The sequence below is a fragment of the Micromonospora sp. WMMA1949 genome, from assembly GCF_027460145.1.
Classification (GTDB): Bacteria; Actinomycetota; Actinomycetes; order Mycobacteriales; family Micromonosporaceae; genus Micromonospora.
Map to the genome: position 1 here is coordinate 5830470 of NZ_JAPZBG010000001.1, position 13235 is coordinate 5843704.

Here is a 13235-nt window from a genome sequence, read left to right on the forward strand (position 1 = left end):
GGAGAACCATGGACACCGACCTCACCCGCCCGTCGTCAGTCACCGGTCCGGACCCGATCGACACGCTGCCGCCGACCTTCCGGTGGGGGGTGGCGACGTCGTCGTACCAGATCGAGGGCGCGGTGGCCGAAGACGGCCGCACCCCGTCGATCTGGGACACGTTCTGCCGGGTGCCGGGCGCGGTGGCGAACGGCGACCACGGCGACGTGGCGTGCGACCACTACCACCGGATGCCGCAGGACGTCGCGCTCATCGCGGACCTGGGGCTGGACACGTACCGGTTCTCGGTGGCCTGGCCCCGGGTGCAGCCGGGCGGGCGCGGCCCGGCGAACGTGGCCGGGCTGGCCTTCTACGACCGGCTGGTGGACGAACTGCTCGGCCGGGGCGTCGAGCCGTGGGTGACGCTCTACCACTGGGACCTGCCGCAGGAGCTGGAGGACGCCGGCGGCTGGCCGAACCGGGACACCGCGTACCGGTTCGCCGACTACGCGGAACTGGTCTTCGCCGCGCTCGGCGACCGGGTCCGCACCTGGACCACGCTCAACGAGCCGTGGTGCTCGGCGATGCTCGGGTACGCCTACGGCAACCACGCCCCGGGCCGGCGCGACCTGGGCGACGGCATCGCCGCGGCGCACCACCTGCTGCTCGGGCACGGGCTGGCGACGCGGCGGCTGCGCGAGGCGGCCCGGTCCCCGATCGAGCTGGGCCTCACGCTGAACCTGGCCACCGCCGACCCGGCGACCGACAGCGCGGCCGACCGGGACGCGGCGCGCGCCGCCGACGGGCTGGGCAACCGGCTCTACCTCGACCCGGTGCTGCGCGGGGAGTACCCGCGCGACGTGATCGCCGACCTGGCCGCCGAGGGCGTGCGGATCCCGGTGGAGGACGGCGACCTGGACGTCATCGCCACCCCGATCGACGTGCTGGGCGTCAACTACTACTTCGGGCAGCTGCACTCCGGGGTGGACGAGCAGGGCCGCGACCGCGACGACGACGGCAAGCCGGTACGCCGGGTGGTCCGCCGCGACCTGCCGCGTACCGCGATGGACTGGGAGATCGTGCCGGAGTCCTTCACCGACCTGCTGGTGCGGCTGCACCGCGACTACCCGGGCACGCCCATGGTGATCACCGAGAACGGCGCCGCGTTCGACGACGAGCCGGACGCCGACGGGTTCGTCGCCGACGACGACCGGGTCGGCTACCTCACCGAGCACCTGCGGGCGGTGGCCCGCGCCCGGGCCGCCGGCGCGGACGTGCGCGGCTACTTCGCCTGGTCGCTGCTGGACAACTTCGAGTGGGCGTACGGCTACGACAAGCGGTTCGGCATCGTCCGGGTCGACTACGACACGCAGCGCCGCACCCCCAAGCGCAGCGCGCTCTGGTACCGCGACACCGTGCGGCGGGTACGCGGGCAGCGCTGACGTCGTCCGGCGTGGGGGCAGGGCCGGTCAGGTCAGTGACGGCGGCCCGGCCCCCACGCCGGGCCCGGGCGGGCGGCCGGGTCGCGGGGCACGCCGCCGTCGCGCAGCAGCCGGGTCATCGGCAGGGTGGCGGCGCCCATCGCGACCGCGTCCGGTCCGAGCCGGCACAGCTCGATCGAGGTCTGCGCGTACGGCTGGCGCAGCGCGTGCCGGGCGGTCGCCGCGCGGATCGCGGGCAGGTGCCGTTCGCCCAGGGCCAGCCCGGCCCAGCCGCCGAGCACCACCCGCTCCGGGTTGAACAGGTTCACCAGGTTCGCCACCCCGGCGCCCAGGTAGCCGACCGTCTCGTCGACCACCTTCGCGGCGGTGCGGCCGGTGGAACGCAGCAGCTCACCGAAGGCGGACTCCTCGTCCGCGCCGGGTGCCGGGCGGCCCCGGTTGGCCTGGCGGAACCGGTCCAGCACCGCCTCCGCCCCGACGTACGCCTCCAGGCAGCCGAGGTTGCCGCAGCGACAGCGGCGGCCGCCGTACACGATGGTGGTGTGGCCCCACTCCCCGGCGCTGCTGTGCGCGCCGCGGTAGCCGACGCCGTCGGCGACCACGCTCGCGCCGACGCCGGAGCCGACCAGGGCGACCACCGCGTGCCGGACGCCGCGGCCGGCGCCGAACCACATCTCGGCCTGGCCGAGCGTCTTCGCGCCGTTGTCCACGTGGACCGGTACGTCGGTGCCGGCGCGCAGCATCGCTCCGAGCGGGACGCCGTCCCAGCCGAGCGTCTGGGCGTGCACCACGGCGTCGGCGGTGCGCTCGACGGTGCCGGCGACGGCGACGCCGAAGCCGAGCACGGCGGCGGGGTCGACGCCTGCCTGGTCGATGACCGCGGCGAGGCCGTGCCGCAGGTGCGCGGCGACCCGCTCGGGGTCGGGATCGGCCGCGGTGATCGGGTACTCCGCCTTGGCCAGCGCGGTCATGCTCAGGTCGAACAGCTCCACCTGGACCCGGGTCTCGCCGACGTCGGCGCCGACCAGGTAGCCGTAGCCGGGCGCGACGCGCAGCAGGACCCGGGGGCGGCCGCCGTCGGACTCGACCGAGCCGGCCTCCTCGACCAGACCCTCGTTGATCATCTCGCCGACCAGGTTGCTGACGCTCGCCAGGCTGAGCGCTGTGGACTGGCCCAGCTCGTGCCGGCTGAGCGGGCCGTCCAGCCAGATCCGGGTCAGCAGGACCGACCGGTTGGCCCGGCGCATGTCGCGCACCGTGGTGCGTCTGGCGTCCACGTCCGCCGCCGTCCTTCCCGGCCGCTCGCGGCGGCCTGCGTTCCTGCTTCACGCCGTGAACCGGGTGGTGACAGGGTACGCCGCATTTACATTTAACAAAGTTAACTGATAACCTCCGGCGCATCGATGAGGAGGTATGTCATGCGACTCGGACGTGGGATGACCGCTCTGCTCGGTGGCGTCGCGCTGCTCGCCGCCACCGCCGCCGCCCTGCCCGCCACCGCCGCCACCCCGGCCGGCGCCGTCGGCACGCTCGTCGCGTGTGACGCGCCGGTCTGGGCCGAGGGCGTCACCTGGACCGCCGGCAGCCGCGCCACCTATGGCGGCCGGCTCTACCAGGCGCTCGTCACGCACACCCCGCCGGCCGGCGCGGGCTGGAACCCGGCCGCCGTACCGGCCCTCTGGACCGACCTCGGCGCCTGCACCGGCGGCACGCCGTCGCCGAGCCCGACCACCCGGCCGCCGTCGCCCACCCCGTCCGCCTCCCCGACGGCCTCCCCCACGCGGACGCCGACCGCCTCCCCGACCCCGACGACGCCGGGCGGGGACACCTGCGCGCTGCGGTCCCGGCCGTCGGGCAAGGTGCTCCAGGGCTACTGGGAGAACTGGGACGGCGCCGCGAACGGCGTGCACCCCGGGCTCGGCTGGATCCCGATCACCGACTCCCGGATCACCGGACACGGCTACAACGTGGTGACCGCCGCGTTCCCGGTCATCCGCGCCGACGGCACCGTGCTCTGGGAGGACGGCATGGACGCCGGCGTCAAGGTGCCAACCCCGGCGCAGGTGTGCCAGGCCAAGGCCGCCGGGCTCACCGTGCTGCTGTCCATCGGCGGCGCCACCGCCGGCATCGACCTCAGCTCCAGCGCGGTGGCCGACCGGTTCGTCGCCACCGTCGTGCCGATCCTCAAGCGGCACAACTTCGACGGCATCGACATCGACATCGAGACCGGCCTGACCGGCAGCGGGAACATCAACCAGCTCTCCCCCTCACAGGCCAACCTGATCCGGATCATCGACGGGGTGCTGGCCCAGATGCCGGCCGGCTTCGGGCTCACCATGGCGCCGGAGACCGCGTACGTCACCGGAGGCAGCGTCACCTACGGCTCGATCTGGGGCGCGTACCTGCCGATCGTGAAGAAGTACGCCGACAACGGGCGGCTGTGGTGGCTGAACATGCAGTACTACAACGGCTCGATGTACGGCTGCGCCGGTGACTCGTACCCGGCCGGCACCGTGGCCGGTTTCGTCGCCCAGACCAACTGCCTCGACGCGGGCCTGGTCATCCAGGGCACCACCATCCGCGTACCGCTGGACCGGCAGGTCCCCGGGCTGCCCGCGCAGGTCGGCGCCGGCGGCGGCTACATGGGCCCGGCGCTGGTGGCCCAGGCGTGGAACACCTACCAGGGGCGCCTCAAGGGCCTGATGACCTGGTCGGTCAACTGGGACGGGTCGAAGGGCTGGACGTTCGGCGACAACGTCCGGTCCCTGCAGGGCCGCTGAGCCGGCGGGGCTCCACGCTCCACCCCCGGCGCGGAGCCCCGCCGCTGGCGCCTCTTGCGAGACCCTGCGAGGCTGGCGCTCGTGTATGACTACGACCTGCTGGTGCTGGGCTCCGGACCGAGTGGACAGAAAGCGGCGATCGCCGCGGCCAAGCTGGGCCGCCGGGTGGCGATCGTCGACCGCCGCGACATGCTCGGCGGGGTGTGCATCAACACCGGGACCGTGCCCTCCAAGACGCTGCGCGAAGCCGTCCTCTACCTGACCGGGCTGAGCCAGCGCGACCTCTACGGCAGCAGCTACCGGGTCAAGGAGGACATCACCGTCGCCGACCTGGCCGCCCGCACCCAGCACGTGATCACCCGGCAGACCGACGTCATCCGCAACCAGCTGGCCCGCAACAAGGTCTCGCTGATCACCGGCACCGGCCGGTTCGCCGACGCCCACTCCGTGTGGGTGGACGCCGGCTCCGGCCGGGAGACCCGGGTCAGCTTCGACAAGGCGGTCATCGCCGCCGGCACCCGCCCGGCCCGCCCGGACAGCGTCGACTTCGACGACCGGACGATCGTCGACTCCGACGGCGTCATCAACCTCCAGGCCGTCCCGCGCAGCATGGTCGTGGTCGGCGCCGGCGTGATCGGCATGGAGTACGCGTCCCTGTTCGCCGCGCTCGGCACCAAGGTGACTGTGGTCGAGCGCCGCCCGCGGATGCTGGACTTCTGCGACGAGGAGATCGTCGAATCCCTGAAGTACCACCTGCGGGACCTGTCGGTGACCTTCCGCTTCGGCGAGGAGGTGGCCGCCGTGGAGAAGCACCGCAGCGCCGCGCTCTGCGTGCTGCGCAGCGGCAAGAAGATCGCGGCGGACACCGTGATGTACTCCGCCGGGCGCCAGGGGCAGACCGACGACCTCGCGCTGGAGGCGGCCGGGCTCACCGCCGACCACCGGGGCCGGATCACCGTCGACGCGGACTACCGCACCGGCGTCGAGAACATCTACGCCGTCGGCGACGTGATCGGCTTCCCCGCGCTGGCGTCCACCTCGATGGAACAGGGCCGGCTGGCCGCGCAGCACGCCTGCGGCGAACCGGCGCGCGGCATGTCGGACCTGCAACCGATCGGCATCTACACCATCCCGGAGATCAGTTTCGTCGGGAAGACCGAGGAGGAGCTGACCGACGCGTCCGTCCCGTTCGAGGTGGGCATCGCCCGCTACCGGGAACTGGCCCGTGGCCAGATCGTCGGCGACTCGTACGGGATGCTGAAGCTGCTGGTGTCACCCGAGAACGGGCGGCTGCTCGGGGTGCACGTGTTCGGCACCGGCGCCACCGAGATCGTCCACATCGGGCAGGCGGTGATGGGCTGCGGCGGTACCGTCGACTACCTGCTCGACGCGGTGTTCAACTACCCGACGCTGGCCGAGGCGTACAAGGTGGCCGCGCTGGACGCCGCCAACAAGATCCGCAACATCACCCGCATCGACACCTGACCCCGCCCCTCCCCCGCCCGCCCCGCCCCTCCTCGTTGATCTTGCACTTTCGGCCCGCCGCCCACCCGTTATGCCGGCTATGCCCGGGCGACACGTGCAAGATCGGCGGGGATAGTCGGCGGGGCGGGGCGGGGCGGGGCGGTGGGAGGGTGGGTCAGCGGCCCGCGGCGTAGCCCTGGGCGCCTCGGGGATTCGCGGCGGCGGACAGGACGCCGGTGCGCGGGTCGCGTGTCACCGCGCACATGCGGCCCAGGCTCCACGGGCCGGACAGGCGGACGGTGTGGCCCCTTGCGCGCAGGCCGGCCAGCACGTCCGGGTCGATCCGGTCCTCCAGCACCAGCACGCCGGGCTCGACCTCGCGCGGATAGAACGACGCCGGGAAGCTCGTGGTGTGCCACGTGGGGGCGTCGATCGCCTCCTGCAACTCCTGCCCGCCGGCCAGGTGCCGCAGCAGGAACAGCAACTGCCACTGGTCCTGCTGGTCACCGCCGGGCGTGCCGCAGGCCATCACCGGCTCGCCGTCGCGCAGCACGAGTGTCGGGCTGAGCGTGGTACGCGGTCGCCGGCCCGGCCGCAGCGTCGACGCGAGCCCCTCCTCCAGCCAGCACATCTGCAACCGGCTGCCGAGCGGGAAGCCCAGTTCCGGGATGGTGGGCGAACTCTGCAGCCAGCCGCCGCTGGGCGTGGCGGAGATGATGTTGCCCCACCGGTCCACCACGTCGACGTGGCAGGTGTCGCCGCGGGTCACGCCGTCGGCGCGTACCGTGGGCTCGCCGGTGCTCGGGTCCTGCGGGACGGCCCCGCGACGCACGTCGGCGTGCAGATGGGACGGAAGCCGGGGCGGCTCGCCCACCGGGCTGCCGGGGCGCAACCCGGCCGACGCCCGGTCACCGACCAGCGCGGCCCGCGAACGGGCGTACTCCGCCGACAGCAGCGCGCAGCCCGGCACGTCGGTGTCGCCGTACCACGCCTCCCGGTCGGCGAACGCCAGCTTCAGCGCCTCGGCCTGCGCGTGGATGCCGTCCAAGCTGGACGGATCGTGAACACGAGGGTCGTCGAGCGCGTCCAGGACGGCCAGGGTCTGCAGCAGCACCGGGCCCTGGCCCCAGAAGCCGGTCTTGGCGATCGTGTGCCCGTGCCAGTCCAGCGTGACCGGCTTCTCCCAGGTGGCCGACCATCCAGCCAGGTCGTCGCCGGTGACCAGCCCGGCGTGGGCACGCCCGCTGGAGTCGCGGAACGGCAGCCGGCTGAACGCGTCGATCGCCTCGGCGACGAAACCCTCCCGCCAGGCGCGCCGGGCCGCCTCGATCTGCGCCTCCCGGTCCGTGCCGGCGGCCCGTCCCGCGTGGACGAGGCGGCGCAGCGTGTCCGCGTACGCCGGGTTGGTGACCATCTCCCCCGGCGCGGGCGGGCGGCCGTCGCGGAGCCATTGCCGCGCGGAGGTCGGCCAGTGGTCGGTGAACAGCGACCGGACCCGCGCGACGGTCTGCCCGGCGGCGCCGACCAGCGGGTGACCGGCGGCGGCGTAGCCGATCGCCGGTTCCAGCACCTGGGCGAGCGTGCGGGTGCCGTGGTCGCGTAACAGCAGCAGCCACGCGTCGACAGCGCCCGGCACGACCGCGGCGAGTGGGCCGGCGCCGGGCACCAGGTCCAGGCCGAGCGAGCGGAAGTGGGCGACGGTGGCGGCGGCCGGGGCCGGGCCCTGACCGCAGAGCACCCGCGGCGTGGGGTCGGCCGCGGTGGCGAGGATCGCGGGCACCTCCCCGGCCGGGCCGTTGAGGTGCGGTTCCACCACGTGCAGCACGAACCCGGCGGCCACCGCGGCGTCGAAGGCGTTGCCGCCGCGTTCCAGCACGCCCATCGCGGACTGACTGGCGAGCCAGTGCGTGGAGGAGACCATGCCGAACGTCCCGCGCAGCGTCGGCCGGGTGGTGAACGCCATGGGCGGCAGCCTACGGCGTGCCGGCGACGTCGGCGCGTTCCGTCGCGCCGCCCGCGCCCGCACCGCCGTCGCGCTCGGCGTCGAGCGGGAACAGGCACGCGGCCTCGTGGCCCGGACCGACCTCGGCCAGCGCCGGGTCGGTCTCGGCGCACGCGGGGCGGGCCTGGGGGCATCGGGTACGGAAGCGGCAACCGCTCGGCGGGTCCACCGGGCTGGGGATGTCGCCGGTGAGCACGATCCGGCGGCGCTCCCGCTCGACGCGGGGGTCGGCCACCGGCACCGCGGACAGCAGCGCTGCCGTGTAGGGGTGCGCCGGGCGCCGGTAGATCCGCTCCGGTGGGCCGGTCTCGACGATGCGGCCCAGGTACATCACCGCGATCCGGTCGCTCATGTGCTCGACGGCGGCCAGGTCGTGCGCGATGAACAGGTAGGTGAGCCCGAGGTCGCGTTGCAGGTGCCGGAGCAGGTTCATGATCTGCGCCTGGACGCTCAGGTCGAGCGAGGCGATCGGCTCGTCCAGGACGATCAGGTCCGGCTCGCCGGCCAGCGCCCGGGCCACGCCGACCCGCTGGCGCTGGCCGCCGGACAGCTCGTGCGGATACCGGCCGGCGGTGTCGGCGCGCAGGCCGACCAGGTCCAGCAGCTCGGCGACCCGGGCCCGCCGGGCGGCGGCGGACGTGGCGAGCCGGTGCACGACGAGCGGTTCGGCGATGCTGTCGCCGACCGTACGGCGGGGGTCGAGGGACGCCTGCGGATCCTGGAAGACCATCGCCACGTGGCGGCGCGTCGCGCGCAGGCGGCGGCGCGACCAGCGGGTCACGTCCGCGCCCGCGACCCGGACCCGGCCGCCGGTCGGGTCGACGAGCCGCAGCAGCGCCAGACCCGCGGTGGACTTGCCGCTGCCCGACTCGCCGACGAGCCCCAGCGTCTCGCCCCGGCGTACGGCGAGGCTGACGCCGTCGACCGCGCGGACCGTTCCGGCCGGCGTCGGGAAGTGCACCTTCAGGTCGTCCAGCTCGGCGACCAGGTCCGGGGTGTCGGCGCTCATCCGGCCTCTCCACGGTAGAAGGTACGGACCGTGTGCCCGTCGCCGACCGGCGTCAGCGGGGGCAGCTCGTGCTCGCAGCGGGGATCGGCGCGGACCGGGCAGCGCGGCCAGAACGCGCAGCCGGGCGGCAGGTCCAGCGGGCTCGGCGGCGAGCCGGGGATGGCGACCAGGTCCTCGCCGCGCCGCGACGGGTCCGGCCGGGCCGCCAGCAACGCCCGGGTGTACGGATGGGTGGGCGTGTCGAACACCGCGTCGACGGGGCCCTGCTCGACGATCCGTCCCCCGTACATGACCGCCACGGTGTCGGCGATGCCCGCGACGACGCCCAGGTCGTGGGTGACCCAGACGACGGCGGTGCCCAGCCGTGCCTGCAGGTCGGCGACCAGTTCGATGATCTGCGCCTGGGTGGTGACGTCGAGCGCGGTGGTCGGCTCGTCGGCGATCAGCAGGTCCGGCTCGCAGGCGAGCGCCATGGCGATGGCGACACGCTGGCGCATGCCGCCGGAGAACTGGTGCGGGTACGCGTCGACGCGCCGCGCGGCCGACGGGATGCCGACCAGTTCCAGCAGCTCCACCGCCCGGTCGCGGGCGGCGCGGCGGGTCAGGCCGAGGTGTTCCTCGGCCGCCTCGGTGACCTGCCGCCCCACCGGCAGCACCGGGTTGAGCGAGGTCATCGGATCCTGGAAGACGAAGCCGACGTGCCGGCCGCGAACCTTGCGGCGGCGGTCGTCGGGCAACGCGGTCAGCTCCGTGTCGAGCAGCCGCACCCGGCCGGTGACCGTGGCGGCGCGCGGGGCCAGGCCGGTGGCGGCGAGCAGGGTCATGCTCTTGCCGCTGCCGGACTCGCCGACCAGCGCGAACGTCTCCCCCGGCCGCACCTGCCAGGACACCCCGGCGACGGCACGGACCGGGCCACGGCGGGTGCCGACGGTCACGGTGAGGTCGTCCACGGACAGCACCGTCGAGTCGGTGCTCGGCCGCTGACGCCGGCTCGGCATGCGTTCGGTGCGCTCGGTGGGTTCGGTGCGCTCGGTCATGGGGTGCTCCTGCGGGCCTCGCCCAGGGTGAGCTGGCGCGGGTCGAGCACGTCACGCAACGCGTCGCCGACCAGGTTGAACGCCAGCACGGTGAGGAAGATCGCCGCGCCCGGGAACACGCCCAGCCACCACGCGTCGGTGACGAAGCCGCGCCCGTCGAACAGCATCCGGCCCCAGGCCGGCGCGGGCGGCTGGATGCCGAGGCCGAGGAAGGACAGGGCGGCCTCGGAGAGGATCGCGAACGCCAGCGACAGCGACGTCTGCACGATCAGCGGGGCGGCGATGTTCGGCAGCACGTGCCGGCGCATGATGCGCAGGTCGGACGCGCCGATGGAGACGGCGGCCCGGACGAACACCTGCTCGCGTACGGAGAGCACGCCGGCGCGGGTGATCCGGGCGAAGATGGGTGTGTAGACCACGCCGATGGCGACCATGGCGGTGAGCAGGCCGGGGCCGAGCACCGCCACGATGGCGACCGCCAGCAGCAGCACCGGGAACGCGAACAACACGTCCATGCAGCGCATGAGCACGCTGTCCAGCCAGCCCCGGTAGTAGCCGGCGAACAGCCCGAGCGTCACGCCCGCGACCAGTGCGATGCCGACGCTGACCGCGCCGACCTGAAGCGACACGCGGGCGGCGACGAGCACCCGGCTGAGCACGTCGCGGCCCAGCTCGTCGGTGCCGAACGGGTGTGCGCCGCTGGGCGGGCGCAGCATCTGGTCCACGTCGACGTCGTTGACGCCGGCCGGGGCCAGCCACGGGCCGGCCACCCCGACCACGACCAGCAGCACGAGCACGAGCGTGCCGCCGACGGCGAGCGGGTCGCGGCGCAGCGCGTCCAGGACGCGGCGTGCGGTGCTCTCGGTCGTGGCGCTCACTTGACCGTGATCCTCGGGTCGAGGCGGGCGTAGAGGATGTCCACCAGCAGGTTGACCAGCAGGAACAGGGCGGCCACCAGCAGCACCGCGCCCTGCAGGACGGGATAGTCGCGGGCCTGGACGGCGTCGAAGGTGAGCCGGCCGATGCCGGGCCAGGCGAACAGCACCTCGATGACGATGACGCCGCCGAGCAGGCTCGCGAGCTGCACCGCGACCACCGTGACGACCGGGATGAGCGCGTTGCGCAGCACGTGCCGCAGGATCACCACCCGGTTGCGCAGCCCCTTCGCCTCGGCGGTCCGCACGTAGTCGGCGGAGAGCACCTCCAGCACCGAGGAGCGGATGAACCGGGTGAGGATCGACGCGGTGACCAGGCCGACGGTGACCGCCGGCAGCGCCACGTGGGTGGCCCACCGGCCGGGGTCGTCGGTCAGCGCCACGTAGCCCGAGGGCGGCAGCCAGCCGAGCACCCCGGCGAACAGCAGGATGCCCATGATGCCCATCCAGAAGTCCGGCACCGAGACGCCGAACTGGCTGAACACGCGGGCGGCGTGGTCGATGGCGGAGCCGCTGCGGACCGCCGCGACGATGCCCAGCGGGAACGCCACCAGCAGCGCGAACACCACGGCGGTGACCGCGAGCGACAGCGTGGCGGGCAGCCGTTCCAGCACGATCGCGCTCACCGGCTGACCGGTGCGGAAGCTGACCCCCAGGTCACCGGTGAGCGCGTGCCCCAGGTAGCTGGCGTACTGCACCGGCAGCGGCTGGTCGAGGCCGGCGCGTTCGCGCAGCGCGTCGTACGTCTGCGGGTCGAACCGGGTGCCGAGCGCCACCCGGACCGGGTCGCCCGGCACCAGTTGCAGCAGCAGGAACACCACGAGTGTCACGCCGAGCAGGACGACCGCCGACTGGAGTACCCGCCGCAGGACGAAGCGGGCCATCACTTCGCCAGGGCGACCGACCGGAACCGGATCGCCCGGTCGGTGCGCACCTCGTAGCCGGAGACCTTCTTCGACCAGCCCTGCACGACGTCGGGGTTGTAGAGGTAGAGGTAGCTGGCGTCGTCGACGATCTGCTTCGCCGCCTGCTCGTACGCCTGCTTGCGGGCGCCCTGGTCGGTCTGGGTGCGCGCGTCGTCCAGCAGCTTGTCGACCGCCGGGTTCTTGTACTTGTGGAAGTTGAAGGTGCCGCCGCTGTGGTGCTGGGCGTAGTAGAACTCGTCCGGGTCGATGTTGCCGAGCCAGCCGAGCATGAACCCGTCGAAGTTGCCCTTGGCCTGCTCGTCGAGCCACTGGGCGAAGTCCAGCGTACGGATCTTCACGGTGATGCCGACGTCCTTGAGCTGCGCGGCGATGACCTGCGCGGCGGTGACCGTCTCCGGGTACTCGCTGGTGACCATCAGGTCCATGGTCAGGTTGCCCACGCCGGCCTGGCCGAGCATCTGCTTCGCCTTGCCCGGGTCGTGGCTGTAGGGCGCGTAGTCGTAGTAGAACGCGCTGTCCTTCGGGATGGCGGTCTGGTTGACGGTGGCCAGGCCGAACTTGGCCGCCTTGGTGATCGCCTCGCGGTCCAGCGCGTACCCGATCGCGCGCCGCACCTCGGGGTTGTCGAACGGCTTGCGGGCCTCGTTGAGCGCCACGTACCAGTAGTCGGTGGACGCCGCCGACCTCACCACCGGGTCGTCGCCGTCCTGCAACGACTTCACCTGCTGGGGCGGCAGGTTGTCGGTCCACTGGACCTGGCCGCTGCGCAGGTTCTGCAGCGCCACCGTCGGGTCCTTGACGAAGGTGAACGTGACGCCGTCGAGCTTCGGCTTCTCACCCCAGTAGGCGTCGTTGCGCACCAGCTTGATGCTGTCGCCGGAGGTGTAGCCGGCCACCGTGAACGGGCCGCTGCCGACCGGCGCGGTCTTCACCTTGCCGGACTCCACGTTGGACTTCTCCACGATCGCCACGCCCTTGAACCCGCCGAGGTTCGCGAGCAGGTTCGGGGTGGGCGCGCTCAGCGTCACCACCACCGTCGTCGGATCCGGCCCGGTGACCGACTTGACGGTGGCGAACTTGTACGCGTTGTTCAGCTTCTCCTTGATGATCCGCTCGAACGAGTAGACGACGTCCTCGGAGGTCAGCGGCGACCCGTCGGAGAACTTGACGCCCTCGCGCAGCGTGAACGTCCAGGTGAGCTGGTCGTCGCTGGTGGTCCACTTCGTCGCCAGCGAGGGCACCATCTTCAGGTCGGCGTCCGGCTCGACGAGTGTGTCGTAGACGTTCTCCAGCACCTGGAAGCTGTAGTAGGCGGAGGTCTTGTGCGGGTCGAGCTGGTCGGGTTCGCCGCCGATCGCGGCGTTGAGGACTCCGCCGGAGCCGCCGGCGTTCCCCCCGCCGCCGACGTCGACCGCCTCGCCGCCGGTGCATCCGGACAGGACACCGATGGTGAGGGTGAGTGCGGCGCCGAACACGCCGAGCTTGTTCCTGGACACAGGCCCCCCTTGCCACTTCCCGGACAAAAGAAAGTTTCGGCGAGTCTTATCTCCGAGCCGGATGATGTCAAACGAATCCAGCCAAACTGACTGGTCGACGGGGTGTTGCCGGTGCGGAGTGAACGGTGGTTCAATCCGGGCCCCGACCCGATCCGCCACCGCCGC

At 73.0% G+C, this 13235-nt stretch carries 10 protein-coding genes; 3 read left to right on the forward strand and 7 right to left on the reverse strand.

Translation table 11 applies throughout. The features are described 5' to 3' along the window. The first annotated feature begins 8 nt into the window (after nucleotides 1-8). Nucleotides 9-1421, forward strand: coding sequence for a GH1 family beta-glucosidase (locus O7607_RS27270; RefSeq protein ID WP_269706270.1), 1413 nt, complete (start codon nucleotides 9-11; stop codon nucleotides 1419-1421). 32 nt (nucleotides 1422-1453) lie between these two features. On the opposite strand, the gene O7607_RS27275 is transcribed toward O7607_RS27270, so the two are convergent. Further along, entirely contained in the window at nucleotides 1454-2698 is a 1245-nt protein-coding gene (locus O7607_RS27275; protein WP_269706271.1) for an ROK family transcriptional regulator, read from the reverse strand. Between the two features lie 141 nt (nucleotides 2699-2839). Here O7607_RS27275 and O7607_RS27280 point away from each other — a divergent pair, with 141 nt between their 5' ends. Next, a complete protein-coding gene (locus O7607_RS27280; protein ID WP_269706273.1) occupies nucleotides 2840-4201 on the forward strand; it encodes a glycosyl hydrolase family 18 protein in 1362 nt (453 codons plus the stop codon). 81 nt (nucleotides 4202-4282) lie between these two features. Then, nucleotides 4283-5686: a Si-specific NAD(P)(+) transhydrogenase gene (gene sthA / locus O7607_RS27285; protein ID WP_269706275.1), complete on the forward strand. Its 1404-nt coding sequence runs from the start codon at nucleotides 4283-4285 to the stop codon at nucleotides 5684-5686. Nucleotides 5687-5840: 154 nt separating this feature from the next. On the opposite strand, the gene O7607_RS27290 is transcribed toward sthA, so the two are convergent. Genes O7607_RS27290 through O7607_RS27315 form a run of 6 tightly spaced genes read right to left on the reverse strand, consistent with a single transcriptional unit; the run spans nucleotide 5841 to nucleotide 13070 of the window. Next, on the reverse strand, nucleotides 5841-7628 hold the full coding sequence (locus tag O7607_RS27290; protein WP_269706277.1) for a gamma-glutamyltransferase family protein: 1788 nt from the start codon (nucleotides 7626-7628) through the stop codon (nucleotides 5841-5843). 10 nt (nucleotides 7629-7638) lie between these two features. Beyond that, nucleotides 7639-8676 carry an ABC transporter ATP-binding protein gene (locus O7607_RS27295; protein WP_269706279.1) on the reverse strand — a complete coding sequence of 346 codons (1038 nt, stop codon included), beginning with the start codon at nucleotides 8674-8676 and terminating at the stop codon, nucleotides 7639-7641. Further along, complete coding sequence (locus O7607_RS27300) at nucleotides 8673-9674, reverse strand: ABC transporter ATP-binding protein (protein ID WP_269707089.1); 1002 nt, start codon at nucleotides 9672-9674, stop codon at nucleotides 8673-8675. Before O7607_RS27300 ends, O7607_RS27295 begins: the two co-directional genes overlap by 4 nt. 35 nt (nucleotides 9675-9709) lie before the next feature. Beyond that, complete coding sequence (locus tag O7607_RS27305) at nucleotides 9710-10591, reverse strand: ABC transporter permease (RefSeq protein ID WP_269706280.1); 882 nt, start codon at nucleotides 10589-10591, stop codon at nucleotides 9710-9712. Then, nucleotides 10588-11532 (reverse strand): ABC transporter permease, encoded by a 945-nt coding sequence (locus tag O7607_RS27310; protein WP_269706282.1) that lies wholly within the window; start codon nucleotides 11530-11532, stop codon nucleotides 10588-10590. Before O7607_RS27310 ends, O7607_RS27305 begins: the two co-directional genes overlap by 4 nt. Next, entirely contained in the window at nucleotides 11532-13070 is a 1539-nt protein-coding gene (locus O7607_RS27315; protein ID WP_269706284.1) for an ABC transporter substrate-binding protein, read from the reverse strand. Before O7607_RS27315 ends, O7607_RS27310 begins: the two co-directional genes overlap by 1 nt. Nucleotides 13071-13235: the final 165 nt, after the last annotated feature.